The sequence below is a fragment of the Pseudolysinimonas sp. genome (genome assembly GCF_044239695.1).
In the GTDB taxonomy this organism is placed as follows: domain Bacteria; phylum Actinomycetota; class Actinomycetes; order Actinomycetales; family Microbacteriaceae; genus Pseudolysinimonas_A.
Genome location: NZ_JBIIAW010000006.1, coordinates 1 through 26705, shown reverse-complemented (window position 1 = coordinate 26705; position 26705 = coordinate 1). Strand labels below are relative to the sequence as shown.

Annotated in this window: 23 protein-coding genes and 1 pseudogene; 15 read left to right on the top strand and 9 right to left on the bottom strand. The window is 70.7% G+C overall.

The features are described from left to right. Positions 1-107 precede the first annotated feature (107 nt). From ACILQS_RS01960 to ACILQS_RS01930, 7 genes are all read left to right on the top strand, one after another. Entirely contained in the window at positions 108-1604 is a 1497-nt protein-coding gene (locus ACILQS_RS01960) for an ABC transporter ATP-binding protein (protein ID WP_395638416.1), read from the top strand. Then, entirely contained in the window at positions 1601-2950 is a 1350-nt protein-coding gene (locus ACILQS_RS01955; protein WP_395638415.1) for an ABC transporter permease, read from the top strand. Before ACILQS_RS01960 ends, ACILQS_RS01955 begins: the two co-directional genes overlap by 4 nt. Further along, positions 2947-4233, top strand: coding sequence for an ABC transporter permease (locus ACILQS_RS01950; protein ID WP_395638414.1), 1287 nt, complete (start codon positions 2947-2949; stop codon positions 4231-4233). The genes ACILQS_RS01955 and ACILQS_RS01950 overlap by 4 nt, the downstream gene beginning before the upstream one ends. Positions 4234-4236: 3 nt before the next feature. After that, positions 4237-4647 carry a cytidine deaminase gene (locus ACILQS_RS01945; protein ID WP_395638413.1) on the top strand — a complete coding sequence of 137 codons (411 nt, stop codon included), beginning with the start codon at positions 4237-4239 and terminating at the stop codon, positions 4645-4647. A gap of 52 nt (positions 4648-4699) precedes the next feature. Continuing rightward, on the top strand, positions 4700-5992 hold the full coding sequence (locus tag ACILQS_RS01940; protein WP_395638412.1) for a thymidine phosphorylase: 1293 nt from the start codon (positions 4700-4702) through the stop codon (positions 5990-5992). 193 nt (positions 5993-6185) lie between these two features. Continuing rightward, a complete protein-coding gene (locus tag ACILQS_RS01935; RefSeq protein ID WP_395638411.1) occupies positions 6186-7916 on the top strand; it encodes a hypothetical protein in 1731 nt (576 codons plus the stop codon). Positions 7917-7976: 60 nt separating this feature from the next. Then, positions 7977-9095 carry an adenosine deaminase gene (locus tag ACILQS_RS01930; protein ID WP_395638410.1) on the top strand — a complete coding sequence of 373 codons (1119 nt, stop codon included), beginning with the start codon at positions 7977-7979 and terminating at the stop codon, positions 9093-9095. On the opposite strand, the gene ACILQS_RS01925 is transcribed toward ACILQS_RS01930, so the two are convergent. The 3 genes from ACILQS_RS01925 to ACILQS_RS01915 all read right to left on the bottom strand — a co-directional run bounded on the left by ACILQS_RS01925 (position 9092) and on the right by ACILQS_RS01915 (position 12308). Next, positions 9092-9763, bottom strand: a complete 672-nt coding sequence (locus tag ACILQS_RS01925; protein WP_395638409.1) for a response regulator transcription factor — start codon at positions 9761-9763, stop codon at positions 9092-9094. The two genes, ACILQS_RS01930 and ACILQS_RS01925, sit on opposite strands and share 4 nt — an antisense overlap. A gap of 63 nt (positions 9764-9826) precedes the next feature. Continuing rightward, positions 9827-11473, bottom strand: a complete 1647-nt coding sequence (locus ACILQS_RS01920) for a phospho-sugar mutase (protein WP_395638408.1) — start codon at positions 11471-11473, stop codon at positions 9827-9829. Between the two features lie 4 nt (positions 11474-11477). Next, a complete protein-coding gene (locus tag ACILQS_RS01915; RefSeq protein ID WP_395638407.1) occupies positions 11478-12308 on the bottom strand; it encodes a purine-nucleoside phosphorylase in 831 nt (276 codons plus the stop codon). Positions 12309-12369: 61 nt separating this feature from the next. On the opposite strand from ACILQS_RS01915, the gene ACILQS_RS01910 reads away from it, so the two are divergent. Continuing rightward, a complete protein-coding gene (locus ACILQS_RS01910) occupies positions 12370-13806 on the top strand; it encodes an NAD(P)H-quinone dehydrogenase (protein WP_395638406.1) in 1437 nt (478 codons plus the stop codon). Between the two features lie 105 nt (positions 13807-13911). Here ACILQS_RS01910 and ACILQS_RS01905 read toward each other — a convergent pair whose 3' ends face one another. The 3 genes from ACILQS_RS01905 to ACILQS_RS01895 form a co-directional block, all read right to left on the bottom strand. Continuing rightward, the gene (locus tag ACILQS_RS01905; RefSeq protein ID WP_395638405.1) at positions 13912-14364 is read right to left on the bottom strand and encodes a hypothetical protein; all 453 of its coding nucleotides are present in this window, start codon (positions 14362-14364) and stop codon (positions 13912-13914) included. Positions 14365-14387: 23 nt separating this feature from the next. Beyond that, on the bottom strand, positions 14388-16163 hold the full coding sequence (locus ACILQS_RS01900) for an acetyl/propionyl/methylcrotonyl-CoA carboxylase subunit alpha (protein ID WP_395638404.1): 1776 nt from the start codon (positions 16161-16163) through the stop codon (positions 14388-14390). A gap of 123 nt (positions 16164-16286) precedes the next feature. Continuing rightward, positions 16287-16901: a Maf family protein gene (locus tag ACILQS_RS01895; protein WP_395638403.1), complete on the bottom strand. Its 615-nt coding sequence runs from the start codon at positions 16899-16901 to the stop codon at positions 16287-16289. Between the two features lie 18 nt (positions 16902-16919). Here ACILQS_RS01895 and ACILQS_RS01890 point away from each other — a divergent pair, with 18 nt between their 5' ends. From ACILQS_RS01890 to ACILQS_RS01875, 4 genes are all read left to right on the top strand, one after another. After that, on the top strand, positions 16920-18161 hold the full coding sequence (locus tag ACILQS_RS01890) for a class I SAM-dependent RNA methyltransferase (RefSeq protein WP_395638402.1): 1242 nt from the start codon (positions 16920-16922) through the stop codon (positions 18159-18161). Between the two features lie 125 nt (positions 18162-18286). Continuing rightward, positions 18287-19000, top strand: coding sequence for a response regulator (locus ACILQS_RS01885; protein WP_395638401.1), 714 nt, complete (start codon positions 18287-18289; stop codon positions 18998-19000). Further along, on the top strand, positions 18987-20252 hold the full coding sequence (locus tag ACILQS_RS01880; RefSeq protein WP_395638400.1) for a sensor histidine kinase: 1266 nt from the start codon (positions 18987-18989) through the stop codon (positions 20250-20252). Before ACILQS_RS01885 ends, ACILQS_RS01880 begins: the two co-directional genes overlap by 14 nt. Then, complete coding sequence (locus ACILQS_RS01875) at positions 20249-21283, top strand: hypothetical protein (RefSeq protein WP_395638399.1); 1035 nt, start codon at positions 20249-20251, stop codon at positions 21281-21283. The genes ACILQS_RS01880 and ACILQS_RS01875 overlap by 4 nt, the downstream gene beginning before the upstream one ends. On the opposite strand, the gene ACILQS_RS01870 is transcribed toward ACILQS_RS01875, so the two are convergent. The 3 genes from ACILQS_RS01870 to ACILQS_RS01860 form a co-directional block, all read right to left on the bottom strand. After that, positions 21280-22062 carry an FkbM family methyltransferase gene (locus ACILQS_RS01870; RefSeq protein ID WP_395638398.1) on the bottom strand — a complete coding sequence of 261 codons (783 nt, stop codon included), beginning with the start codon at positions 22060-22062 and terminating at the stop codon, positions 21280-21282. The genes ACILQS_RS01875 and ACILQS_RS01870 overlap by 4 nt on opposite strands. Positions 22063-22515: 453 nt before the next feature. Further along, positions 22516-22734 (bottom strand): acyl-CoA carboxylase epsilon subunit, encoded by a 219-nt coding sequence (locus ACILQS_RS01865; RefSeq protein ID WP_395638397.1) that lies wholly within the window; start codon positions 22732-22734, stop codon positions 22516-22518. Continuing rightward, positions 22734-24347, bottom strand: coding sequence for an acyl-CoA carboxylase subunit beta (locus ACILQS_RS01860; protein WP_395638443.1), 1614 nt, complete (start codon positions 24345-24347; stop codon positions 22734-22736). The genes ACILQS_RS01865 and ACILQS_RS01860 overlap by 1 nt, the downstream gene beginning before the upstream one ends. Positions 24348-24435: 88 nt before the next feature. On the opposite strand from ACILQS_RS01860, the gene ACILQS_RS01855 reads away from it, so the two are divergent. The 3 genes and pseudogenes from ACILQS_RS01855 to ACILQS_RS01845 form a co-directional block, all read left to right on the top strand. After that, positions 24436-25359, top strand: a complete 924-nt coding sequence (locus ACILQS_RS01855) for a hypothetical protein (RefSeq protein ID WP_395638396.1) — start codon at positions 24436-24438, stop codon at positions 25357-25359. Beyond that, positions 25356-26555, top strand: a complete 1200-nt coding sequence (locus ACILQS_RS01850; protein WP_395638395.1) for a cytidylyltransferase domain-containing protein — start codon at positions 25356-25358, stop codon at positions 26553-26555. Before ACILQS_RS01855 ends, ACILQS_RS01850 begins: the two co-directional genes overlap by 4 nt. Next, a pseudogene (locus ACILQS_RS01845) lies at positions 26552-26705 on the top strand (N-acetylneuraminate synthase); the annotation flags it as partial. The gene ACILQS_RS01850 and the pseudogene ACILQS_RS01845, both read left to right, overlap by 4 nt.

The following is a 26705-nucleotide window of genomic DNA, read 5'->3' as shown; positions in this document are numbered from 1 at the left end:
ACGATGTGCCGGGGTGGCTTCGGCCGCCCCGGCACATCGCCTTTTCCCCCGATGTCGAGTCCCGCCCGTTCTCGCATCGGCCCGCCCCCTCGTGCAGGATGGACCCGATGAAACTCGAACTCCGCGGCATCACGAAGCGCTTCGGGAGTCTCGTCGCCAATGACGGCATCAACATCACGGTCGAGCCGGGCGAGATCCACGCCCTCCTCGGTGAGAACGGCGCCGGCAAGTCGACGTTGATGAACGTTCTCTTCGGCCTCTATCACGCCGACGAGGGCGAGATCCTCCTCGACGACCAGCCGGTCCGGTTCTCCGGGCCCGGCCAGGCGATGACCGCCGGTATCGGCATGGTGCACCAGCACTTCATGCTCATCCCGGTGTTCACGGTGGCCGAGAACGTCATGCTCGGCCACGAACCCTCCCGGTTCGGCATCATCGACCTCGATGCCGCCCGGGCACGGGTACGCGAGATCTCGGCGAAGTTCGGGTTCGACATCGACCCCGATGCGAAGGTCGAAGATCTTCCGGTCGGCGCCCAGCAGCGGGTCGAGATCGTCAAGGCCCTCTCGCGCGAGGCGAAGGTGCTCGTGCTCGACGAGCCGACCGCCGTTCTCACCCCGCAGGAGACCGACGAGCTGATGGACACCATGCGCCAGTTGTCGGATGCCGGCACCTCGATCGTGTTCATCACCCACAAGCTGCGCGAGGTGAAGGCCGTCGCCGACACCATCACCGTCATCCGCCTCGGCAAGGTCGTCGGAACCGCCGCCCCGAATGCGTCGACGGAGGAGCTGGCCACGATGATGGTCGGCCGCGAGGTCGAACTCACGGTCGAGAAGGCGGTCGCGACGCCCGGCGCCGCGTCCCTCGTCGTCTCGGACGTCACGCTCTACGACCACCTCGGACGCAAGCTGCTCGACGAGATCTCGTTCGAGATCCACGCGGGCGAGATCCTCGTCGTCGCCGGCGTGCAGGGCAACGGCCAGACCGAGCTCACGGAGGCGATCATCGGGCTGCGCGACCGGGTGCACGGCAGCATCGTGCTCGACGGGGTCGAGATCGCCCATTCCTCGGTGCGGCACACCCTCGACGCGGGAGTCGGCTTCGTCCCGGAGGACCGCAAGAAGGACGGGCTGGTCGCGGAGTTCACCGTCGCCGAGAACCTCATGCTCGACCGCAGCGTCTCCGGGCCCTTCACGAAGGGGGTCAACATCGACTTCGCCTACCGTGACGCGTTCGCGGCGGATGCCATCGAGGAGTTCGACATCCGCACGCCCGACGGCGAGACCCCGGTGGGGCGCCTCTCCGGCGGCAACCAGCAGAAGGTCGTGCTCGCCCGGGAGTTGTCGCGCGACCTCAAACTGCTCGTCGCCTCGCAGCCCACGCGCGGGGTCGACGTCGGTTCCATCGAATTCATCCACGAGCGCATCGTCGCCGTGCGCGACAGCGGAGTGCCCGTGTTGATCATCTCCACCGAACTCGACGAGGTGCTCGCCCTCGCCGACCGGATTGCCGTGATGTACCGCGGCCGCATCATCGACATCGTGCCGGCCGGCACCCCGCGCGAGAAGCTCGGCCAGCTCATGGCGGGAGTGACCGGATGACCACCCCGACCCTCGACCCGTTGCCGACGACGCCGGCGACCACCTCCACCTCGGGGCGTCCGACCGCGCGCGAGGTGCTCTACGACATCGCGAGCGGCGGCCCGCTGCGGATCTTCCTCGCCGTGCTGCTGTCGCTCGCGATCGGCTCGCTGCTGATCATCTTCACCAATGAAGACGTGCTCGAGACCTTGGGCTATTTCGGTGCCCGCCCCGGCGACTTCTTCGGAGCCGCCGGCCGTGCGGCGGGTGACGCCTACGCGGCCCTCTTCCGCGGCGCGGTGTTCAACTACAACGCCGGCTCGTTCGAGGCCGCGATCCGTCCGCTCACCGAGTCGCTGCGGTTCGCCGGGCCGCTCATCGCCGCGGGGCTCGGCATCGCGCTGAGCTTCCGGGTCGGCATGTTCAACATCGGCGGCCAGGGGCAGATGCTCATGGGCGCCGCGTTCGCCGGCTTCGCGGCGATGTGGTTCCCGCTGCCGTGGGGGCTGCACCTGCTCGTCGCGATGGCCTTCGGGTTCATCGGCGCCGGGCTCTGGGCGGGGATCGTGGGCCTGCTCAAGGCCTTCACCGGCGCGCACGAAGTGATCGTCACGATCATGCTCAACTACATCGCGGTCAGCCTCGTGACCTTCTTCATGCGCACGCCCGTGCTGCACGACATGGAGTCGGGGAACAACCCGACCGCACGCGCTCCGCTCCCCACGGCGCAATTGCCGCGCATCCTGGGCCCCGACTTCGCCCTGCACCTGGGATTCATCCTCTGCATCGCGGCCGTGTTCGTCTTCTGGTGGCTCATGGAGCGCAGCAAGCTCGGCTTCCGCCTGCGCATGGTCGGCTTGAACCCGGATGCGGCGCGCACCGCGGGCGTCAACGTCAAGGCCGTCTTCATCATCGCGATGGTGCTGTCGGGTCTCTTCGTCGGCCTCGCCGGCATCAACCAGGCGCTCGGACGCGAGGGCACCTTCGGGCCGAGCATCGACGCGGGCATCGGATTCGACGCGATCACGGTCGCCTTGCTCGGCGGCTCCCGCGCGTTCGGGGTGTTGTTCGCCGGGCTCCTCTTCGGCGCCATGAAGGCCGCGGGCCCGTCGATGCAGGTGCAGGATGTCGCCCCCGAGGTGCTCATCGTCATGCAGGGGCTCATCGTGCTCTTCGTCGCAGCACCTCCCCTCGTGCGGCAGATCTTCCGCTTCCTCCCCGAGCCGCGGGTGGTCGTCGCCAAGTCCTCGCCCCGCCGATCGCGTGTCGCGCCGAGCGCTGCGGCGACGTCGGCGCAGGTCGACACGGCCCAGGGTGACAGTGCGAACGACGGCGCCTCGAAGGCCGAGAAGGAGTCCCCGCTATGACCCAGACGCTCGCACCCGAGGCGCCGGTCGTCGGACCCGTCGTCGTCGCCCCGCGCAACTGGAAGGGCGCGATCGTGATGGCGGTCGTCGCCCAGATCACGCTCGCCTTCGCGCTCACCACCGGGCCCGTGGAGGTGTTCTTCTCCTGGAACGACACCGGGCAGGAGGCCGTCATCCCCGCGACGGTCGTCAACGCGCAGCTGATCTGCCTCGTGCTCGCGGTGATCGCCGAGGCGTGCGCGGTCACGGCGCTGGTGCTCGTCGCGTTGGCCCGCAAGGTGCCGCTCGTGCTGACCTTCCTCACGGCGTTCGCGTTCCTCGTCGCGCTCGTCGCGTCGGTGGCGGCCGGTAGCCAGAGCGGCAACATCCCCGTCGTCTTCCTGCTCACCGGCACGATCGGGCTCTCCACCGCGGTCATCTTCGGGTCGCTCGCCGGCGTGCTCGGGGAACGCGTCGGCGTGACGAACATCGCGATCGAGGGTCAGCTGCTCGGCGGTGCGTTCACCTCCGCCGTCGTCGCGAGCGTCACCGACAACCTCCTCGTCGGACTCATCGCCGGGATGCTGACGGGCATGCTGCTCTCGATGGTGCTCGCCGCGTTCTCGATCAAGTACCTCGTCGACCAGGTGATCGTCGGCGTGGTGCTCATCGCGCTCATGATCGGGCTGACGAACTTCTTCTACTCGGCGGCGCTCTCCGGCAACAGCGAGGTGCTGAACTTCCCCGGTACCCTGCCGTTCCTGCCGATCCCGTTCCTCTCCGACATCCCGGTGATCGGCCCGGTGCTGTTCGATCAGCGACCGACGACGTACGCGATGTTCGTGCTCGTGCCCGCGGTCTGGTTCTTCCTGTTCAAGACCCGCTGGGGCCTGCGCATCCGGGCGCTCGGCGAACACCCGCTCGCCGCCGACACGGTGGGCATCAACGTCAACCGCTGGCGGTTCTGGACCGTCTCCGTCGCCGGCCTCATCGCCGGCCTCGGCGGGGCCGCCCTGACTCTCGGCTCGATCGGGCCGTTCGTGCGTGAGATGAGCGCAGGCCAGGGCTTCATCGCCCTCGCCTGCGTGATCCTCGGCCGATGGAACCCGTTCCTGGCGGCCTCGGCGGCGCTGCTGTTCGGGTTCTCGCGCAACTTCCGCATCTGGGCGGGGCAGGCCGGGTCGACGATCCCGCCCGACCTCATCGCGATGACGCCCTACCTCGTCACGCTCATCGCGGTCGCCGTGCTCGTGGGTCGGGCCGTCGCGCCGAAGGCGGTCGGTCGTCCGTACGTGAAGGAGTAGGCCGTGTCCGAGATCGATTGGGCACTGCTCCGCGCCAAGGCGAACGAAGCCCTCGGGTGGTCGTATTCGCCGTACTCGAACTTCCCGGTGGGCGCCGCCGCGCTCGTCGATGACGGCCGCATCGTGCAGGGCGCCAACGTCGAGAACGCCTCCTACGGCGTCGGACTGTGCGCCGAGTGCGGACTCGTCTCGGCCCTCGCTTCGTCGGGCGGCGGCAAGCTGGTCGCCTTCTCGTGCGTTGACGGTCACGGCAACGTGCTGATGCCGTGCGGTCGCTGCCGGCAACTGCTCTACGAATTCTCCGCCCCGGGGATGCTCCTCGAGACGGTGTCGGGCATCAAGACGATCGACGAGGTGCTGCCCGACGCGTTCGGCCCCCGCCAGTTGGCGGAGTACGAAGCCACCGCGGGTTGAGTAGCGCCCGGCGAAGCCGGACGCGTATCGAAACCCTGTCCGAGGAGGACCCATGGTTGAACCCTTCGACGCCGTCGACCTGATCAAGACCAAGCGCGACGGCGGCACGCTCTCGACGCCGCAGATCTCCTGGCTGGTCGACGCCTACACCCGCGGCTATGTCGCCGACGAGCAGATGTCGGCGCTGACGATGGCGATCTTCCTCAACGGGATGTCGCCGCAGGAGATCAAGGATCTGACCCTCGCGATGATCGCAACGGGGGAGACCCTCGACTTCTCGGGGCTGTCGAAGGCGACGACCGACAAGCACTCCACCGGCGGAGTCGGTGACAAGATCACCCTCCCGTTGGCTCCGCTCGTCGCGTCGTTCGGCGTCGCGGTGCCGCAGCTGTCGGGCCGCGGGCTGGGTCACACCGGCGGCACGCTCGACAAGCTGGAGAGCATCCCGGGATGGCGCGCCAAGCTCTCCAACGACGAGTTCATGCGGCAGCTCGAGGAGGTCGGCGCCGTGGTCTGCGCGGCCGGTGCGGGCCTCGCCCCCGCGGACGGGAAGCTCTATGCGCTGCGGGACATCACCGGCACGGTCGAGGCGATCCCGCTCATCGCATCGAGCATCATGAGCAAGAAGATCGCCGAGGGGACGGCCTCCCTCGTGCTCGACGTCAAGCACGGCTCGGGCGCGTTCCTGCAGGACCCGGTGCGGTCCCGTGAACTCGCGGAGGTGATGGTGCGGCTCGGCAACGACGCCGGCACGAAGACCGTCGCCCTGCTGACCAACATGCACGTGCCTCTCGGGCTCGCGATCGGCAATGCGAACGAGGTGCGCGAGTCCGTCGAGGTGCTCGCCGGGGGTGGTCCGGCGGATGTCGTCGAGCTCACCGTCGCTCTCGCTCGCGAGATGCTCGCGCTCGCCGGACTTCCGGATGCCGACGTCGAGGCTGCGCTGAAGGACGGACGCGCGATGGACTCCTGGCGCGCGATGATCACCGCGCAGGGCGGCGACCCGGATGCCGCCCTCCCGGTCGCTCGCGAGACGCAGGTCGTCACCGCGGATCGCGACGGCATCCTGGTGAAGCAGGAAGCGCTGCCGTTCGGCATCGCCGCCTGGCGTCTCGGCGCCGGTCGTGCGCGCAAGGAGGATCCCGTGCAGCACGCCGCCGGGATCGACCTGCACGCCAAGCCCGGCGACACCGTCACGAAGGGACAGCCGCTCTTCACCCTCTCCGCCGACGAGCCCGCCCGCTTCGCCCGCGCGCTCGAAGCCCTCGAGGGAGCCTGGGCGATCGGCGAACCCGGGTCCCCGGTCGACGACGGCGGTCCGCTCATCGCCGGCCGCGTCGACTGACGGACTCCCCGGGTACCCAGGGGTACATGGGGAGTAGCCCCGGTCCCCCACTTGAGGGACACCGCGACGCGCTGCTACCGTGGCGCCACGCTCCCGAGGCCGTACCCCCGTGCCGACCGTCCCCCACGGGTGCGTGATCAGGGTCTTCTGCGATGTGCGCTGCCTTGATGTCGCCGACCCCTGGAGTTCCCCCGTGTTCAGGAAGATCCTCGCCACCGTCGGCGCCGTCGCCCTCGGGGCGAGCCTCGCCCTCGTCGCTGCCGCCGCCCCCGGGTTGGCCGACGAATCGACCGACTCCGCCGTCGCCTCGACCGGCGCGCCCGTCGATCCGACCGCCGAGGCGACCGAGCCGGCCGCGGAGCCGAACGAGCCCGCGGTCGAGCCGACGGATGCGATCGAGCCCGACGACACCTCGGACTCCGGGGAGGCCGGCGACAGCGAGGAGACGGCGGATGAGCCCCTCGGTGCCGCACGCCTCTCAGCCGCGTCGTTCACGACCGCCTCGACGTCCTCGACCGTCGAATTGTGCGCCGCGCCGAACGCCGACACCATCGTGCGCACCACGACGGGCATGTTCTTCGAGGATCGCGCCGGCGGCTCGCACTCCCTGACGGCGAACGGCCTGAGCATCGCCTGGAGTCACGCGAACCTCTCGCTGTCGAAGTCGGCCGGGTATCTTCCCGTCGATGTGCCGTTCGCGGAGGTGGGGGTCCCCGGGATGGGATACACCAGCACGTCGGGGGCCAGCGCCGGGCTGAACCTGACCCTGTTCAAGAACGGATCCTGGTTCGGCAACCTCGTCGACGAGCCGCTGTTCGACGCGTTCTGGATCAACAAGTCGGTGCCCGGGATGTCGGCCGGTCCGAACCCGAGCTACCAGCTCGCCTACGGCACCCTCGACGAGTTCCTCGCCGCCTTCGAAGCCGCCGGCTGGGATGTCGATGTCACGGCGATCGGCTACTCGGGCGGTTCCGGGTCGGTCGGAGCAGGGGTCGTGACCTCGCTGACGATCGGCTGCGACACCTTCGTCTTCGAAGCCGCGACCAACCAGGCGTGCACGGTCTTCACGCCCGTGGCGGTCGACTCCCTGAGCGATCTCGACCTGTCGTCGACCCGATCGGACGGCAACAACCTCATCGTCGACGGCGCGCTCCGCGTCTGGACCGGCACGGCGACCGGGTCGCCGGATCCGCGGAAGGCGGCCGGCTATCTCGATGTGCCCGACTTCCCGCTGACGCAGACCGGCACGGTCGCGCTCGGCTGGACGGGGACGAGTCCGGCACCCGGCGGCCAGATGGTGGTCGACCTCGACGGCAACGGCTCGGCGGACGGCATCCTGGTGTTCGAGCCGGCGTTCTATGGTCAGAACCTGTGGCTGGCGTCGATCGCCCCTGGCTTCGCGACGACGGGCGCTCCGGCGGTCGGTGGTGGCGGTGGGTCGATCAACGGCACGATCGACCAGTACCTCGCGGTCTGGCCGGACGCGAAGGGCCTGGCCATCGGCTACTCGCTCGGCTCCGGCGTGACCGGCGACGGGATGTTGACGCTGATCCAGGCGGGCTGCTTCCAGATCGTCTTCGACCTGCCGGCCGTCGTCCCGCCGGCCACAGGTGGCGGCACGGGCACGACGGGCACGACCCCGGCGGCCGGCGGTGGGACCGCGCAGCTGACGACGCTGCCGTTCACCGAGGACGAGACCGACGACGACGAGACCGACGAGACCGACGAACCGGCGGACGACGCGCCGGCCGACGACGATCCGGACGGGTCGCCCGACCCCGACGCGACCGCGGGAGCCGGCGATCAGCAGGGCGGCACCGATCTGCTGCTGCTCTGGCTGGCGCTCGCGGCGGCCGTGGTGCTGGTGTTCGCCGGGCTGTTCTTCCTCCTCTTCCGTCGTCGCCGCCGGGACGCGGACGCCTGAGCGACCCGGGGAGGGGTCGGCGCGGGTCGTGCCCCTTGCCGGTCGCTCTAGGCTGAACGGGTGACTGACGCCGAGCGCATCCTCCCCGGTTCCCGCGTGCCCCTGGGCCAGCTGCCCAAGATCTCGCTGCACGACCATCTCGACGGCGGGCTGCGGGCGCAGACCATCATCGACCTCGCGCCGGCCGCGGGGGTCGAGCTCCCGGCCGACACCGCCGAGGCGCTCGAGGCCTGGTTCCTCGCGTCGTGCTCGTCGGGGGAACTCGTCGACTACCTGAAGACCTTCGACATCACGATCGCGGTGATGCAGACGGCGGAGAACCTCACGCGCATCGCGCGCGAGTTCGTGGAGGACCTCGCCGCGGACGGCGTCATCTACGGCGAACTGCGCTGGGCGCCCGAGCAGCACCTCGCCGGCGGCCTCAGCCTCGACCAGGCGGTCGAGGCGGTGCAGGAGGGCATCGACGAGGCGATCGAGGCGATCGAGGCGGGCGGCGGCTGGATCCGCGCCGGGCAGCTGATCTCGGCGATGCGGCAGAACGACCGCGGCATGGAGATCGCCCAGCTCGCGCTGCGGCATCGCGACAGCGGCGCCCACGGTTTCGACATCGCCGGCCCGGAGAAGGGCTTCCCGCCGTCGCGGTTCGCCGACGCGTTCGACCTGCTCGCGAACGAGTCGTTCCCGGTGACGGTGCACGCCGGTGAGGCCGACGGGCTCGACAGCATCCGCTCGGCCCTCGTCGACGGTCACGCCCTGCGCATCGGCCACGGCGTCTGCATCGCCGAGGACATCCAGCTCGAGGACGGCGACGACGACGAGACGAGTCTGGTCACGCTCGGCCGGCTGGCGCAGTGGATCAAGGACCGCGGCATCCCGCTGGAGACCAGCCCGTCGTCGAACCTGCAGACGGCGGCGTTCACCGGCTGGGGTCCGGGCATCACCGGTCACCCGTTCGACGTGCTGTATCAGCTCGGCTTCAAGGTCACCGTGAACACCGACAACCGGCTGATGAGCGGCACCTCGCTCACCCGGGAGGTCGCGCTGCTCGTGGATGCCTTCGGCTACGACGCCGACGATGTCGAGCAGTTCATGGTCAACGCGGCCGACGCGGCGTTCCTGCCGCTGGAGGATCGCGAAGAGCTGGTCGAGCGCATCGTGACGGGATTCGGCCGGGCCTAGCCGACCTGCCAGCCCGCCTCGTCGCCGACGAGCAGCGGGCGGCCGACGCCGTTGACCGCGACGCGGATGCGCTCGAGCATGCGGGCGACGAACTCGCGGGGCACGCGGATGCCGCGGGCGGTGACGGCCCGGACGAGCTCGCCCGTGCTGCGCCGTGCGCCGCGATGCTCGACGAGTTCCCGCAGCAACTCGAACTCGAGCGACGTGAGGGGCAGCAGTTCGTCGGCCCGCCACGCCATCCCGGCGTCGACGTCGAGCACGAGGTCGCCCGCGACGCGACTGGTCGCGGCGAGTCCCAGCCGCCGCACGATCATCTGGAGGTGGTCGACGACCTCCTCCAGCGAGAACGGCTTCGTGAGGTAGCCGTCGGCGCCCGCGGCGTACGCGGCGGCCCGCTCCTCGTGCTCGGCGCGCCCGGTCACGAACACCACGACGGCGCGCGATCCGGCGGAGCGGAGCGCGGCGACCACGTCGGTGCCCAGCCCGTCGGGCAGCATCATGTCGAGCAGCACGATGTCGGGGCGCGACCTGTCGGCGATCGCGTCGGCGGCCGAGTGCACGACCTTCACCTCCCAGCCCTCGAGCTCGAGGGCGAGGCGCACGACGTGAGTGAACGTCTCCTCCTCGTCGACGACCAGGATGCGGACGGGGCGACTCTCTGCGGGCATGACCCGAGTCTTCCGACGCGACGCGGGGTCGGCGTCATCCTCGGGGAGTACTTTCCCTGAGTGTCAGCCGAGGAGGGTGCGCATCCCGGCCTCGAGCGTCGCGACCGCCGCGGCGGCCGCCGCCCGCCGCGCGGCGGCCGTTCCCTCGTTCGACGACGCATCGAGATAGCACTTGAGCTTCGGCTCGGTGCCGCTCGGCCGCACGATCACCCGCCCGCCGCCGACGGTGCGGAAGCGCAGGATGTCGTTGGGCGGGAAGCCGTCGACCCCGGTGAGGTAGTCGTCGACGCCCGCGACGGCGAGTCCGCCGATCGAGGCCGGCGGCTCGGCGCGAAGGCGCGCCATCGCGCGGGGGATCTCGGCGAGGTCGGCGACGCGGATCGAGATCTGCGCCGACGCGAACGCTCCGAACTCGAGGGCGAAGTGCTCGAGGTCCGAGTCGAGGGTCTCACCCGCCGCTCGCAGCTCGGAGAACAGCGACAGCACGGCGACCGCGGCGGAGATGCCGTCCTTGTCGCGCACCTTCGACGGGTCGACGAGGTAGCCGAGAGCCTCCTCGAAGCCGAAGATCAGGCCCGGGGCGCGCGAGATCCACTTGAACCCGGTGAGCGTCTCGACGAAGTCGAGACCGCGCACGCGGGCGATCTCGCGCAGGCCCGGGGAGCTCACGAGCGAGCAGGCGAGGGTGCCGGAGTCGTGCTCCCGGGCCGCGCGCCAGCCGAGCAGGAGGCCGACCTCGTTCCCGCTGAGCCGGCGCCAGCCGCCCTCGACGTGCGGGTCGGGCACGCCCACGGCGATGCGGTCGGCGTCGGGGTCGTTCGCGAGCACGAGGTCGGCATTCGATGCTCGCGCGGCGGCGAACGCGAGGTCCATCGCCCCCGGCTCCTCGGGGTTCGGGAACGCGACGGTCGGGAAGTCGGGGTCGGGGTCGGCCTGGGTCGCGACGACGATCGGAGCCGCGAAACCGGCCTCGCCGAACACCTGCTCGGCGACTTCGCGCCCGACGCCGTGCAGGGGCGTGTAGACGTAGCGCAGCGGCTCGGGTTCCGTGGCGATCCCGGCGGTGCGCTCGACGTAGGCGTCGATGACCGACTCGTCCGCGGTCGCGTAGATCGAGGACGTCGGGTGGTCGCCGAAGGCCACGGTCGCGGCGCGCTCGATCTCGGCCGCGATCTCGCCGTCGGCGGGGGGCACGATCTGCGAGCCGTCGTCGCCGCCGCCGAGGTACACCTTGTAGCCGTTGTCGCGGGCCGGGTTGTGGCTCGCGGTCACCATGATCCCGGCGCTCGCCCGCAGCTCGCGCACCGCGAAGGCGAGCACCGGGGTCGGCAGCGGGCGCGGCAGGATCGTCGTCTCGACGCCGGCCCCGGCGAGGATGGCGGCGGAATCCCGGGCGAAGACCGCCGAGTTGTGGCGCCCGTCGTAGCCGATGACGGCGGTCGGATGCGGGTCCCTGGCCCGCAGGTAGGCGGCGAGACCGGCGGCCGCCTGGGCGACGAGGACGCGGTTCATCCGCATCGGACCCGCGCCGAGTTCGCCGCGCAGGCCCGCGGTGCCGAACTCGAGGCGTCCGGAGAACCGGTCGGCGAGATCATCCGTCGCCGTGGCGTCACCGGCCGCGGAGCGCGCCAGCAGCGCGTCGAGTTCCGCCCGGGTCACCGGGTCGGGGTCCTGCGCCATCCAGGCGCGGGCGTCCTCCAGGGCTCCCATCGGACTACAGCGCCGCGACGACCCGGGCGAGCAGGTCCGAGATCGCCGACTCGGCGTCCTTGCCGGCCTGCAGCACCTCGGCGTGGCTCAGCGGTTCGGGCGAGATGCCGGCCGCGAGGTTCGTGATGAGCGAGAAGCCGAGCACCTCCATGCCGGCCTCGCGGGCGGCGATCGCCTCGAGCGCCGTCGACATCCCGACGATGTGGCCGCCGATCGCCTTCGCCATCTGCACTTCGGCCGGGGTCTCGTAGTGGGGTCCGCGGAACTGCGTGTAGACGCCCTCGTCGAGTCCGGGCTGCACGGTGCGCGCGATGTCGCGCAGGCGCCGCGCGTACAGGTCGGTCAGGTCGATGAAGGTCGCCCCCTCGAGCGGGGAGTCGGCGGTGAGGTTGATGTGGTCCGAGATCAGCACGGGGGTGCCCGGGGTCCAGTGCTCCTTGATGCCGCCGGCGCCGTTGGTGAGGACCATGATGGATGCCCCCGCCGCCGCCGCCGTGCGCACCGAGTGCACGACGCGACGCACGCCGTGACCTTCGTAGTAGTGGGTGCGCGCGCCGATGACCAGCGCGTGCTTCCCGTTCGGCAGGCGCACGCTGCGGAGTGTGCCGACATGGCCGGTGAGCGCGGGCTTGCCGAACCCGACGATCTCGGTCGCCGGGATCGTCGCGACGGTCTCGCCGAGCAGGTCGGCCGCCTTCGCCCAGCCGCTGCCGAGGGTCAGGGCCACGTCGTGCTTCTCGACCCCGGTCGCGGCGGCCAGTTGTGCGGCGGCTTCTTTCGCGATGGCGAACGGGTCGGCGTCGGAGGCGTCGAGAGGATTGGCGGCGTTACCCATCCGTTCACTCTAGAACCCGGTCGTGCCCGCGGGAGTACGGCGTTCCTGGGAGGATGGGGGCATGCCGTACGAGTTCGAGCGCACCCACCGTCTGGCCGTCCTCGGCGGTGGTCCCGGCGGGTACGAGGCCGCGCTCACCGGCGCGCAGCTCGGCGCCGAGGTGACCCTGGTCGAGCGGGCCGGCGTCGGCGGCTCCGCGGTGCTGACGGATGTCGTCCCCAGCAAGACCCTCATCGCGACGGCCGAAGCCGCCACCGCCGTCGGCGAGGCCGCCGACCTCGGGGTGCAGTTCTTCACCCGCAACGACAAGGACCGCCCCGTGCGCCCGGAGGTCGCGGTCAACCTCGGCGCCGTCAACAAGCGCCTCCTCGCACTCGCCCAGCAGCAGTCCGCCGACATGAAGGCCCAGCTCGTGCGGGCCGGGGTGCGCATCGTGCAGGGCGACGGACGTCTCGAAGACGCGAACACGATCATCGCCTCGACCGGTCGCGGCAAGGCCCGCACCGACTTCGACGAGATCACCGCCGACACCCTCGTCGTCGCCGTGGGCGCCGCGCCGCGCATCCTGCCGACGGCGAAGCCCGACGGCGAGCGCATCTTCACCTGGACCCAGCTCTATTCCCTCGAGTCGATCCCCGAGCATCTCATCGTCGTCGGCTCCGGCGTCACCGGGGCGGAGTTCGCCTCCGCCTACCTCGCACTCGGCGCCAAGGTCACGCTGGTCTCCAGCCGCGACCAGGTGCTGCCGGGAGAGGATGCCGACGCCGCCGAGGTCATCGGCAACGTGTTCCGCCGCAACGGCATGACCGTGCTCAACAAGAGCCGGATGGCGTCGGTCGAGCGCGACGGCGACTCCGTCGTCGTGAAACTGGTCGACGGTCGCGAGGTCACCGGGTCGCACGCGCTGCTCGCCCTCGGCTCGGTGCCGAACACCGCCGGGATCGGGCTCGAGGAGGCGGGCATCCAGCTCACCGAGTCCGGGCACATCCGGGTCAACCGCGTCGCCCGCACCTCGATGCCGTCGGTGTACGCGGCCGGTGACTGCTCCGACTTCCTGCCGCTGGCATCCGTCGCCTCGATGCAGGGCCGCACCGCCGTCTTCCACGCGATGGGGGATGCGGTCACCCCGACCGAGCAGCGCAACGTGACGAGCAACATCTTCACGCAGCCCGAGGTCGCCACCGTCGGCTGGTCGCAGCACCAGATCGAGGAGGGGATCGCGCAGGGCGAGATCTACAAGCTCCCGCTCGCGAGCAACCCGCGCGCCAAGATGATGGGCATCAAGGACGGGTTCGTGAAGATCTTCGCCCGCACCGGATCGGGCACCGTCATCGGCGGGGTGATCGTGGCGCCGAAGGCGAGCGACCTCATCCTGCCGATCGCGCTCGCCGTCGAGCACCGTCTCACGGTCGATCAGCTCGCCCGCGCGTTCAGCGTCTACCCGTCGCTCTCGGGGTCGATCACCGACGCCGCACGCGCGATGCACATCGTCGGCTGACCCCGCGCACCCCGGCCGAGTGCATCGATTCGCGTCGAGTGCGCGTGCGTGAGTCTGCGCGCTCGTCGCAGATCGTGGATGTCGGCGGCCTGCCGGCCACCGGGGTCAGCCGAAGAGGCCGCGCTTCTTCGTCCAGCCGTGCTGCTCGAGGAACGCGAACAGCGGCTTCTTGATCCGTGCGGTGTCGAACGACCAGGCCAACACGGGGGAGAGTTCGCCGTTCTGCCGGGTCAGGCCGCCGAGCTCGAGGTGGAACTCCTTGCCGACCTTCTTACCCGAGAAGAAGCTCTTCTCCATCCGGATGCCACCGGGGCCGAACGAGGTCGTGGACTGCGTCTCGTGGTCCTTCGACCTCCAAGTGCCCTTCTTCTCGTCGAAGGTCACGGTCACCGAGAAATCGCGGTCGACCGTGGCGAACTCGGTCGGGTACACGGTCTGCGCGTTGACGACGTCCCAGCGGGCGACGATCGTGTCGCCCTCCACGGCGTAGACGATCGGCACGTCGGGGGAGTTCAGCGTCGGGACGAGCGCGAGAAGCTCCGGCAGCGGGGTGGGCATACCCCGAAGCCTAGGTCGCGCGGTCAGTCCTCGATCGCGAGCAGCCGGTGGCCGGCCGAGACCGTCGCGCCGACCGTGGCGTCGAGGGCGGCGATCGTGCCGTCCTTGTGCGCGGTGATCGGCTGCTCCATCTTCATCGCCTCGAGCACGAGCACGAGGTCGCCCTTGACGACCTTGTCGCCCTCGGCGACGGCGACTTTCACGATCGTCGCCTGCATCGGGGCCTGCACGGTGGCGCCGGTGGCCGACGACGATCCGCCGCCGCCCGAGCGTCTCTTCGGCGCGGGAGCCGCCGAGACCGAGCCGGAGCCGGGGAGCAGTTTCGTGGGCAGCGACACCGAGATGCGCTTGCCCTCGACCTCGACGACGACGGAGTGACGCTTCTCGGGCGCCCCCGATTCCGGCAGCATCCCGCCCCACGGTTCGATGTCGTTGACGAACTCGGTCTCGATCCAGCGGGTGTAGACGCCGAAGTGGCCGTCTTCGGCGAGGAACGCGGGGTCGCGCACGATCTTGCGGTGGAACGGCAGCACGGTCGGCAGCCCGGCGACCTCGAACTCGTCGAGGGCGCGGCGGGCGCGCTCGAGGGCGTCGGCGCGGGTGTGGCCGGTGACGATGAGCTTGGCCAGCAGCGAGTCGAACGAGCCGGAGATGACATCGCCCGTGGTGACGCCGGAGTCGACGCGCACACCGGGTCCGCCGGGGAAGCGCAGGATGTTGACCGGTCCGGGGGTCGGCAGGAAGTTGCGCCCCGGATCCTCGCCGTTGATGCGGAACTCGATCGAGTGCCCATGGGTCACGGGGTCGACGGGGTCGAGCAGGCCGCCCTCGGCGATGCGGAACTGCTCGCGCACGAGGTCGATGCCGGTGACCTCCTCCGAGACCGGGTGCTCGACCTGGAGGCGGGTGTTCACCTCGAGGAACGAGACGGTGCCGTCCTTGCCGATGAGGAACTCGCAGGTGCCGGCCCCGAGGTAGCCGACCTCCTTGAGGATCGCCTTCGACGAGGTGTACAGCAGTTCGGTCTGCTCGGGCGTGAGGAACGGCGCGGGGGCCTCCTCGACGAGCTTCTGGTGGCGGCGCTGCAGCGAGCAGTCGCGTGTGGAGACCACGACGACGGTGCCGGCGGAGTCGGCGAGGCACTGGGTCTCGACGTGGCGCGGTTCGTCGAGGTACTTCTCGACGAAGCACTCGCCGCGGCCGAAGGCGGCGACGGCTTCGCGCACGGCGGAGTCGAACAGCTCCGGCACCTCCTCGCGGGTGCGGGCGACCTTGAGGCCGCGTCCGCCGCCGCCGAAGGCCGCCTTGATCGCGACCGGGAGGCCGACCTGATCGACGAACTCGAGCACCTCCGCGGCATCCTTCACCGGATTCAGCGTGCCGGGTGCCAGCGGAGCCCCGACCTTCTCGGCGACGTGCCGGGCCGACACCTTGTCGCCGAGCCGTTCGATCGAGTCCGGCGAGGGCCCGATCCAGATGAGGTCGGCGTCGATCACGGCGCGGGCGAAGTCGGCGTTCTCGGCGAGGAACCCGTATCCCGGGTGCACGGCGTTCGCCCCGGAGCGCCGGGCGACCGACAGCAGCTTCTCGATGACGAGGTAGGTCTCGGCCGAGGTGGTGCCGTCGAGCGCGTAGGCCTCGTCGGCGAGCTTCACGTGCCGGGCGTCGCGGTCCTGGTCGGCGTAGACGGCGACGGACCCGATGCCGGCATCACGCGCGGCCCGGATGACGCGCACGGCGATCTCCCCCCGATTCGCGATGAGCACCTTGGTGATTCGACGTGCGGGGGCGGAGGCCATAACTCCCGAGCATATCTTTCGGCTCCGGGGTTCTTTTTGTCGGCGTCCCACAGAAACGCGCGCGAAACGCGGTGGCCGATCGTCAGTGCGCCGAACGGATGCCGCTGTCGCCCGGGGTGGTCGTCAGCGGTTCCAGAGATCCGGCCAGTCGATCGCGAGGCGTCGGGTGAGGTCGCGCAGCAACGGGATGCTCAAACCGACGACCGCGTGCGGGTCGCCCTCGATCGACGTGATGAACGCGGCGCCCTTGGCGTCGATCGTGAACGCCCCCGCCACCTCCAGCGGCTCGCCGGTGGCGATGTAGGCGTCGATCTCGGTGTCGGTGATGTCGTCGGCGAAGTTCCCGGTGGCAACGGCGGGCGCGCCCACGGCCCGACCGGTGCGCAGGTCGATGAGCCAGTGGCCCGAGTGCAGGCGGCCGGAGCGGCCGCGGTGGGCGCGCCAGCGGTCGCGGGCGACCTCGGGCAGGTGGGGCTTGCCGTACACCGTGCCGTCGAACTCGAACGCCGAGTCGCCGCCGAAGACGAGGCCGTCGAGGTCGGGGTGGGCGACGGCGACGGCCTCCGCCTTGAGCCGGGCGAGGAGCATCACCATCTCGGGCGGCGCGAGCGGGCCGGCAGCGGCGACCGCGGCCTCCTCGTCGACGCCGGGGGCGATCGCGATCGGCTCGATCCCGGCGGCCCGCAGCGTCGCGAGGCGTGCGGGGGAGGTGGAGGCGAGGTGGAAGGGCACGGTCACCCTCCTAAGCTTGCTCGAATGGGCGACATGCAGGGCCGCGAGATCGAGGTCGAGACGACGAACATGGCCCACGGCGGTGAATCCGTCGCGCGCTACGAGGGCCGCGTCGTCTTCGTCGCGGATGCGATCCCCGGCGAGAAGGTCGTCGCGCGGGTCACCGACGACACCAAGAAGAGCTTCTGGCGGGCCGACACCGTGCGGGTGCTCGAGCCGAGCCCGCACCGGCGAGCGCACGTCTGGCCGGAGGCATCCGTCGACCGCGACCCCGCCGGCCGGCCGGGCGGAGCCGACTACGGGCACATCGACCTCGCCTTCCAGCGCGACCTGAAGGCCGGCGTGCTCGTCGACGCACTCAGCCGGATGGCGAAGGTCGAGCGCGAGGTCGTCGTCGAGGCGCTGCCGGGTTCGACGCCGGAGTCCACGGCCGACGGCACCGGCTGGCGCACGCGCGAGCGGTTGCACGTCGGCGACGACGGCCGGCTCGGACCCTACGCGGCTCGTTCGCACCGGGTCATCGCGGTCGCCGGGCTCCCGCTCGCCGTCGACGCGGTGCGCGAGCACGCCCCCCTCTCCGAGCGGATGCCGGGGGCCGGCACCGTCACGATCCTCGCGCCGAGCGTGGGTGAGGGCGCGCGACTGGTGATCGGGGCGCAGAAGCCCACCGTCATCCGCGAGCGGGTGGGCGATCGCGAGTTCCGCGTCGACGACACCGGCTTCTGGCAGGTGCACACCGCCGCGCCCGCGACGCTCAGTGCGGCGGTGCAGGATGCCATCGACCCCGACCTCTTCGACCCGAAGGCCGCCAACCTCGACCTCTACGGCGGGGTCGGGCTTCTCGCCGCCGCCGTCGGCGACAGGTTCGGCGCAGGGCTCCGCATCACCTCCGTCGAGTCCGACGAACGTGCCACCGAGCACGCCGCCGAGAACCTCGCGGAGTGGCTGGGCGCCGCAGTCGTCACCGCGCGCGTCGAGTCGTTCGCGCGCGGGCTGGCCGACGCCTCGGTGACGGAGCGCGCCCGGCTCGCCGCCGCGACCGTCGTCCTCGATCCGCCGCGGTCGGGGGCGGGTGCCGCGGTGCTCGAGCCGCTCGCCGCCGCGGGACCCGCGCAGATCGTCTACGTCGCCTGCGACCCGGTGGCGTTCGCCCGCGACGTCGCCGTGCTCGCGCAGGCGGGGTACGAGCTGGATCGCCTGCGCGCCCTCGATCTCTTCCCGCACACGCATCACGTCGAGGCGGTCGGCACCTTCCGTCGCCGCTGATCCCGAACCCTGAACTAGGGGTGTGGATAGATCGGCCCGCCCACCTGGCGTCAGAGTACGATAAGGAGCGGATCAGGACCGCCCGGATGCTGCTAGTCCGATCGCGGGGAAAAGAACGGATGAGCATGTCGCAGACGGTCGATCCTGGCCCTGCCGCCGACTCGTCCGGCGCGCCCGACAGGTCGGGGGTCCGCGTCGCGATCGTCGACGACCACGAGTCGGTGCGCCTGGGGCTCAAGGCCGCGTTCGCCGACGAGGGCTATGACGTCGTGGCCGTCGGCGCCAATGTCGACGAGTTGATCACGTCACTCGCGGGTCGCGAGGTCGATGTCGTCGTTCTCGACCTGTCGCTCGGCGACGGATCGACCGTCACCGACAACGTGAAGCGCGTGCAAGGCGCCGGTGCCGCCGTGCTCATCCACAGCATCGCCGACCGCGTGGGTCTCGTCCGCGAGGCTCTCGCCGCGGGAGCCGCGGGGGTCATCCCGAAGTCGTCGGCCACGAAGACGGTCATCATCGCCGCCGCCACGGTCGCGCGCGGCGAGGTGCTCAACAACCTCGAGTGGGCGACCGCGATCGATGCCGACCGCGACTTCGCCAAGGCGCAACTGGGCCGACGCGAGCGGGAGATCCTGCACCTGTACGCCTCCGGTCTGCCGCTCAAACTCGCCGCCGAACAACTCGGGATCGGTTACTCGACGGCCCGCGAATACCTCGACCGGATCCGCGTGAAATACGTCGAGGTCGGTCGCCCCGCCCCGACGAAGGTCGATCTGCTCCGCCGCGCGGTCGAGGACGGCATCCTGCCGGGTCTCGACCCCGACGGTGGCGACGCCTGAGCTGGCAACCGGTCAGCCCGCGTTCGGGCGTCCGGTTCGCAACCCGCTCAGCCTCCTCCGCGTCGACGCGGCCGTCGCGCGGCTCGCGGCCGTCATCGGCGGAGCGTTCTTCCTCCAGTCGATCCCGCTCCAGCTCGCGCAGTTGCCCAACATGGCACCCGCGTGGAACGTCGCCATCCTCACCCTGCTGATCACCTCGCTCGTGGCCTGCGCGGTCGCGGCGACCCTCAAGCGGATGGTGCGGTCCGCGTACGTCGCGTTCGCGGTGATCTACCTGATCGCCCTGGTCAGCTGGCCGTTCGCGGTGCTCAGCGAGGCGGACGCGCCGCGAGACAGCTACTGGCTCTACTTCCTGCTCACGATCGCGACGGCGATGGCATCCGTCGCGATGGATCTGCCCATCGCCGTGCTCTACACCGTCGGCACGCCGATCCTCTACGGACTCATCCGCATCACCCCGCCCGGCGGCAACGTCGAAGTCGGCAGGGCCCTGCTCGACTCGGTGTACTCGATCCTGCTCGGCGGCAGCATCCTGATCCTGATCGTCGTGCTGCGCACGGCGGCGAGCGGCGTCGACACGGCGCAGCAGAACGCCCTCGAACGCTACGCCCACGCCGTGCGTCAGCACGCGACCGAGGCGGAGCGGGTGCAGGTCGACTCGATCGTGCACGACAGCGTTCTGACGACGCTGCTCTCTGCGGCACGCGCCTTCACGCCGGAAGCGAAGGCCCTCGCCGCGACCATGGCCAGCAACGCGATCGGTCACTTGCGCGAGGCGGTCGCGGTCGCCCCCGACTCCGAGGCGACGGTCTCGGGAGAGATGGTGGCGCAGCGGATCGTCAGCGCCGCGGACTCGATGTCCCAGACCTACCGGGTGCGCACCTTCGCCGAGGAGTGGTGCCTGATCCCGGTGCATGTCGCCGAAGCCGCCTACTCCGCGACGGTGCAGGCGATGGTCAACAGCCTCCAGCACGCCGGCCACGGCGTCGACCGGTGGGTCGACGTGCGCTCGCACGGCCACGAGGCGTTCACGATCGAGATCGGCGACAAGGGCGCCGGCTTCGACCCTGCCCTCATCCCGACCGAGCGTCTCGGGGTCCGTGTGTCCATCCTCGAGCGGGTGTCGAGCGCGGGCGGGCAGGCCCGGATCGACACCGCGCCCGGTGAAGGCACCGTCGTGACCCTCAGTTGGGACGGCGCGAGCCCCGCCGCACCGGAGAGCACTCCGCGCGAGACCGAGGAGGCGACGTGAGGGTCACGGTCCCGCGACCGCTGATCGTGCTGGTCGCGGCGCTGTTCTCGGGCTACATCATCGTGCTCGGGATCTACTCGCTGCCCTTCGGTTTCGCGTCGTCGAGCGAAACCGTCGTCGCCGCCCTGGCGATCTACGCGCTCGCGACCGTCGCCATTCTCATCCCCGACAAGCGTCCGCGGATGCCGATCTGGCTCGCCGCGTTCGCCGTTGCCATCGCCGTCGTCATGCCGATGCTGGTGACGCTGGTGCTCGACCCGAATCGTGAGGGCGGCAACGGGTACGCCACCTGGTACGTCGCCGCGATCGGCGCCCTGATGACGATCACGGCGGTGCGTCGGCGCCCCGGGTTCGCGTGGTTCGGGATCGGGTTCCTCGTCGTGCAGACCGTGTTCTGGGCGGGCCCGGACGGGCTCGCCAGCCTCGGGGTCATCGGCAGCGCGTCCTGGGTGGGGGTCGCGCACCTGCTCACCAACGCGCTCGCGAAGGCCGTCCGCGACTCGCAGCGGTTCGCGGTGGCCGAGCGCGGAGCGGCCGAGTGGCAGGCCGCCCAGGAAGCCCACCTCAACGAGCGGCAGTTCCGCCTCGGGCAGACGACGGTCATGGCGCTGCCGATGCTGCGCACCATCCAGCAGAGCGCCGGCGACCTCACCGCGGCGCAACGCGCCGAGTGCCTCCACCTGGAAGGCGCCATCCGCGACGAGATCCGCGGCCGCAAGCTGCTCAACGACTCCGTGCGGGAGCAGGTCATGCTCGCCCGGCGGAGGGGCACGACCGTGACTCTCCTCGACGAGGGCGGCATCGACGATCTGGAAGGCGACGACCTCGACCGCGTGCTCGGCGCGCTCGCGGACGCGCTGCGCCGCACGAACGCCGACAAAGTCATCGCCCGCACGGTGCCCGAGGGGTCCGACGTGGCCGTGACCGTCGTCGGGTTGCGGTCGAGCGACGACGGCAGCGCCAGCCTGCTCGGCGACTCGCTCGACGACGACGAGGTCGAGCTCTGGCTCGAGATCCCCAGGACCGTCTAGGGAAGCGCCTTCTCGGTCGCGAAGAGGTAGTTGCGCACCTCGGGCCGCACGGCGTCGGTGCGCGTCCACGCACCGTCGACCCAGGTGTACATGCGGTACTCGGGCCACCGATCGCGGATCTCGGCGAGGAACCCGGCGGCGTCGCGGTCGTACCGCACGAGGTGACGATCCTCGATCTCCATGAGGAGACTCGGACGGTCACGGTCGATGACGCCCCGGGCCCCTTCGACGACGAGCGGCTCGAAGCCTTCGACGTCGATCTTGATGAACGCGATCCGGCCCAGGTTCTCGCGCTCCACCCACGCGTCGACCGTGTCGATGTCGGTGCGGACCCGGTGCACGCGTCGATCCGACGGCGTCCCGACCGGGCGGAGGTGGCCGTGGCCGAAGATCGGGAAGGGTCCGTTCACCGGCACGACGATTTCGCCTTCGCCGGGCTGCGGCCCCATGGCCACGCGGCGCAGCTTGCCGTCGGCCGTGCCGACCAGCCCGCGGAGGAATCGGACGACGTGGAAGTTGCGCGGTTGCGGATCGATCGAGTCGATCCGCCCGGTGGAGCCGATGAGGTACGAGAGCGGCACCGTGTACATGCCGAGCCCGGCGCCGATGTCGATCACGGTGTCGCCCGGATGCACCAGCTGTGCGAGGCCTTTGATCTCGGGCTCGGCCCAGTCGAGGCGGCCTGCCGCGAGATACATGGCGTGCCCGACGCGCGAGCGCCAGCCTCCACGGCGGGCCGGTGCGGGGGCGGAGGCCGTCGGGACGGCGGCTTCGGTCACGAGTACCTCTGATCAAAGGGGGGCGCGGGTCGCGACAACTCTAATGGGCGGGAGAAGCGGGAGACGTCGTCCTGGCGGATGACGCGTTCGCGCGCGCGGGGGAATGGGAAAGGGGCCGGATCGATGACCCGGCCCCGCCCAATAATCGAGTCAGGGCGACAACCCGAATATCGCCCTGACTCGCCCCCACATGATCGGCGCGCTTACCCTTGTCGCCGATCCATGGTGGTGAGTTCGCGATGCGAGACTCACCTGCTGACTCCACGGTACCCGGGCACCCGGCATCACCCAAGTCGTCATTTCGGGGGACATCAGCTCTCCCAACTGCCGAAAACAGGGGGGAAATTCTCCGATTACGCCTCTGATCCGGGGGACAAGTGCCCCGGGATGCCGCGTCGGGACGCTCTCATTCGACGACTTCGCGCGAGGCGACGACGGATTCCGCGGCGCGGCTCAGGCGCGGAAGTCGCGCCAGGCGCCGAACGGCAGCGGCGCGCGAATCGCGCGCTGGCTGACCTGCCACCCCGTCGGACCCTCGTCGCCACGGCGGCGGCTCTCGCCCGCGAGTTCATCGAGGGCGGCGGCGAGCACGGCGGTGACGGCGGCGACGTCCTCGTCGCTCGGGTTGCCGCCGAGGACGCGGATCTGGGGCGCAGGCTGCTGTTCGGGCATCAGAGGGGGATGTTCCCGTGCTTCTTCGGCGGCTGCGAGGAGCGCTTGGTGCGCAGGGCCCGCAGCGCCTTCACGATGGCGACGCGGGTCGCCGCCGGTTCGATGATCCCGTCGAGCTCTCCGCGCTCGGCCGCGAGGTACGGGTTCGCGACGTTGTACGTGTACTCGTTCGCGAGACGGGTGCGCACGGCGGCGACATCCTCTCCCGCCTCCTCGGCCTTCTTGATCTCGCCGCGGTAGAGGATGTTCACCGCGCCCTGACCTCCCATGACGGCGATCTCGGCGGTCGGCCAGGCGAAGTTGAGGTCGGCGCCGAGCTGCTTGGAGCCCATCACGATGTACGCGCCGCCGTAGGCCTTGCGGGTGATGACGGTGACGAGCGGGACCGTGGCCTCGGCGTAGGCGTAGATCAGCTTCGCGCCGCGGCGGATCACGCCGGTCCACTCCTGATCCGTTCCGGGGAGGTAGCCGGGCACGTCGACGAGGGTGAGAATCGGGATCGAGAATGCGTCGCAGAACCGCACGAACCGCGCGGCCTTCTCGCCGGCGTCGATGTTGAGCGTGCCGGCCATCGCCTGCGGCTGGTTGGCGATGATGCCGATGCTCCGTCCCTCGATGCGCGCGAAGCCGATGACGATGTTCGGGGCGAAGAGCGGCGCGACTTCGAGGAAGTCGCCGTTGTCGACGAGGGACTCGATGATCGTCGTGACGTCGTACGGCTGATTCGGCGAGTCCGGGATGACGGTGTTGAGCCGTCGGTCCTCGTCGGTGATCTCCAGCGCGATGTCGGATTCGTAGACCGGCGCCTCGACGAGGTTGTTGTCGGGCAGGAACGAGATGAGCGCGCGGGCGTAGTCGAGGGCGTCGTCCTCGTCGGCGGCCATGTAGTGCGAGACGCCGGTGCGCTGGCTGTGCGTGTGGGCGCCGCCGAGTTCATCCATCCCGACGTCTTCGCCGGTGACGGTCTTGATGACGTCCGGCCCGGTGACGAACATCTGGCTGGTCTTGTCGACCATGATCACGAAGTCGGTGAGGGCGGGTCCGTAGACGGCGCCGCCGGCGGCCGGGCCCATGATCACCGAGATCTGCGGGATGACGCCCGACGCCGCGGTGTTGAGTCGGAAGATCTCGCCGTACTTGCCGAGCGCGACGACGCCCTCCTGGATGCGCGCGCCGCCCGAGTCGAGCAGGCCGATGATCGGCACGCCCGTCTTGAGCGCGAGCTCCATGACCTTGATGATCTTCTCCCCGGCGACCTCGCCGAGCGACCCGCCGAAGACGGTGAAGTCCTGCGAGTACACCGCGACCTGGCGGCCGTGGATGGTGCCGGTGCCGGTGACGACGGCATCGCCGTAGGGGCGGTTCCTGTCCATCCCGAAAGCCGTCGTGCGGTGCCGCACGAACTCGTCCAGCTCGACGAACGAGCCCTGGTCGAGGAGCTGCTCGATGCGCTCGCGGGCGGTCTTCTTGCCCTTCGCGTGCTGTTTCGCGATGGCGGCTTCGCCGCTCGCGGTGACCGCCTCGTGGTAGCGGACCTTGAGGTCCGCGAGCTTCCCGGCAGTCGTTCGCAGGTCGGGCGCGGGCGTAGAGGCGGCGTCGGTCACGGTCTTCAGCCTATCGACGCTTCCCTGCCGCGAATTGGCGGGAACCTCCAAACTGCGACGACGCTTCCGGTTCACCTGCCCGACACCTCGACGACGGATGCCGTCCACCGTCCCGGGTGAGCGTGGACGTGTCGCCTTCAGCAAGCGACAGATCGAGGCGGTGATGGCCGGTTATCCGGTGGTGTGGGTGGAGTCGCCCCTGCAGTTCGTCTCGGCGGCCGAGCTGGCGGCCGACCGCGGCGTGCGGATGCGCGCGGTCTTCCGCCTGGGCCCGCAGATGTCGGAGACCGCGGCGGAGTTACTCTCCCGCGGCGCGCCGTTCGCCTCCTGCATCCCGTACGTCGGCATCCCCTGGGGAGAGCTGGCGCGGGCGTCCGAGTGGGTGGTCGGCGATGGGCTCTCGGGACAGTTCCGACTCGCTGCCGCGGTGCTCCGACCGCGAGCCGTGACCCTCCTCGACGACGGCACGATGAGCCTGCGCCTCGCCGCCGCCTTGGCCGGACAGTGCGCGTTCGAACGACCCGAGCAGCACTCGACGGGCCTGCGCCGCGTGCTCGGGGATCTGACGCGCGACCATCTTCTCGGCCTCGCCGGCCACGGCCGCCTCGAGTTCTTCACCATCTTCGGCACGGACGATCCCGGGTTCGCCGCTGCCGCCGCTCTCGGGGTGCGGCTGCGCGGCCATCGGTTCGCGTGGACCCGCCGCACCGCGCGGCCGCCGCGGTTGCCCGCGGGTCGCGTGCTGCTGGGCACGTCGCGGGTCGCCGACGGGTTGCTCGACGCTGTCGCGCACCGGGCGGAGGTGCGCCGTTTCGCGGCGGCGGCGGCCACCGTGTACCTGCCTCATCGCCGCGAGTCCGCCGCCGAGGTCGAGCTGATCCGGGCGATCCCCGGCGTGACCGTGGTCGAGCCGGGGCTTCCCGTCGAGCTCTTCCTGGCCGGGCTGGACGGGCTCGAGGTCAGGTCGTCGGGGTCGAGCGCCGACACGACGCTCGCGCGCGTGCTGGAGGCGTCGGCATGAGCCGGGGCGAGGTCGTCGCCGTCATCCCGGCGCGGGGCGGGTCGAAGGGCGTGCCAGGGAAGAACCTGCGCCGGGTCGGCGGCATCCCGCTGGTCGCACGCGCGGTCGCGGCGGCTCGCGACGCCTCCCGGGTCGACCGCGTGGTGGTGTCGACCGACGACGCCGAGATCGCCGCGGTCGCTCGGGAGTGGGGCGCCGAGGTCGTCGACCGACCGGCGGACCTCTCGGGGGACACCGCGTCGAGCGAGTCGGCGCTCCTGCACGCGCTCGACGTGCTCGGCGGTCACGGCATCGAGGCGGGCATCCTCGTCTTCCTCCAGGCGACCTCGCCGTTCATCGACGCCGCCGATCTCGACGACGCGATCGGCCGGGTCGCGGAGGGGCCGGAGGACGTCGTGTTCTCGGCCGCGCAGGCGTGGGGCTTCCTCTGGCGCCATGGTGCCGAGGGGATGACGGGTGTCAACCACGATCCCGCCGCGCGTCCTCGCCGTCAGGACCGCGAACCGGAGTACCTCGAGACCGGCGCGTTCTACGTGCTCGACGCCGCCGGCTTCCGGGTGGCGCGGCACCGCTTCTTCGGGCGCACCGGCGTCGCGGTCGTCGAGGAACGTCACGCGCTCGAGATCGACACCGAGGAGCAGTTGCGGATCGCCACGGCGATCGCTCCGCTCGTCTCGTCGGGCGCGACCCTCGACGTCGACGCACTCGTCACCGACTTCGACGGGGTGCACACCGACGACTCGGTGCTCGTCGGGCAGGACGGCGCGGAGTTCGTGACGGTCGACCGCGGGGACGGCATGGGCGTCGCCCTGCTGCGGAAGGCGGGAGTGCCGACCCTCATCCTCTCGACCGAGACGAACCCCGTGGTGGGCGCGCGCGCGGCGAAGTTGGGCGTCGAGGTGCGTCAGGGCCTCGGCGACAAGGCCTCGGTGCTGCGCGCCTGGGCGGCGGAGCACGGGTTCAGCCTCGACCGCATCGCCTACCTCGGCAACGACGTCAACGACCTGCCGTGCCTGGACCTCGTCGGCTGGCCGCTCGCGGTTCCCGACGCGCACCCGCGGGTGCTGGCCGCGGCCCGGGTCGTGCTCGGGAGCCCGGGCGGGCGGGGCGCGGTCCGCGAGGCGGCGGAGCGCATCCTCGCCGCCCGTGAGCGGGCCGACCAGAAGACCACAGCGAACACAAGGAGAACACCATGAACGTCCGTATCGGATCCCACGTCGTGGGCGAGGGCCTCGCGGCCTACGTCATCGCCGAGATCGGCCTCAACCACAACGGCGACGTCGAGATCGCCAAGAAGCTGATCGACGTCGCGGCGGACGCCGGCGCGCAGGCCGTGAAGTTCCAGA

Bases quoted from the DNA above. Each gene is read 5' to 3' on its own strand.
- ACILQS_RS01865 (WP_395638397.1), bottom strand. From the start codon at position 22,734: ATGCCCGAACAGCAGCCTGCGCCCCAGATCCGCGTCCTCGGCGGCAAC.
- ACILQS_RS01940 (WP_395638412.1), top strand. From the start codon at position 4,700: ATGGTTGAACCCTTCGACGCCGTCGACCTGATCAAGACCAAGCGCGAC.
- ACILQS_RS01960 (WP_395638416.1), top strand. From the start codon at position 108: ATGAAACTCGAACTCCGCGGCATCACGAAGCGCTTCGGGAGTCTCGTC.
- ACILQS_RS01855 (WP_395638396.1), top strand. From the start codon at position 24,436: ATGCCGTCCACCGTCCCGGGTGAGCGTGGACGTGTCGCCTTCAGCAAG.
- ACILQS_RS01885 (WP_395638401.1), top strand. From the start codon at position 18,287: ATGTCGCAGACGGTCGATCCTGGCCCTGCCGCCGACTCGTCCGGCGCG.
- ACILQS_RS01950 (WP_395638414.1), top strand. From the start codon at position 2,947: ATGACCCAGACGCTCGCACCCGAGGCGCCGGTCGTCGGACCCGTCGTC.
- ACILQS_RS01915 (WP_395638407.1), bottom strand. From the start codon at position 12,308: ATGGGTAACGCCGCCAATCCTCTCGACGCCTCCGACGCCGACCCGTTC.
- ACILQS_RS01850 (WP_395638395.1), top strand. From the start codon at position 25,356: ATGAGCCGGGGCGAGGTCGTCGCCGTCATCCCGGCGCGGGGCGGGTCG.
- ACILQS_RS01955 (WP_395638415.1), top strand. From the start codon at position 1,601: ATGACCACCCCGACCCTCGACCCGTTGCCGACGACGCCGGCGACCACC.
- ACILQS_RS01905 (WP_395638405.1), bottom strand. From the start codon at position 14,364: ATGCCCACCCCGCTGCCGGAGCTTCTCGCGCTCGTCCCGACGCTGAAC.
- ACILQS_RS01920 (WP_395638408.1), bottom strand. From the start codon at position 11,473: ATGGGAGCCCTGGAGGACGCCCGCGCCTGGATGGCGCAGGACCCCGAC.
- ACILQS_RS01900 (WP_395638404.1), bottom strand. From the start codon at position 16,163: ATGGCCTCCGCCCCCGCACGTCGAATCACCAAGGTGCTCATCGCGAAT.
- ACILQS_RS01925 (WP_395638409.1), bottom strand. From the start codon at position 9,763: ATGCCCGCAGAGAGTCGCCCCGTCCGCATCCTGGTCGTCGACGAGGAG.
- ACILQS_RS01910 (WP_395638406.1), top strand. From the start codon at position 12,370: ATGCCGTACGAGTTCGAGCGCACCCACCGTCTGGCCGTCCTCGGCGGT.
- ACILQS_RS01890 (WP_395638402.1), top strand. From the start codon at position 16,920: ATGGGCGACATGCAGGGCCGCGAGATCGAGGTCGAGACGACGAACATG.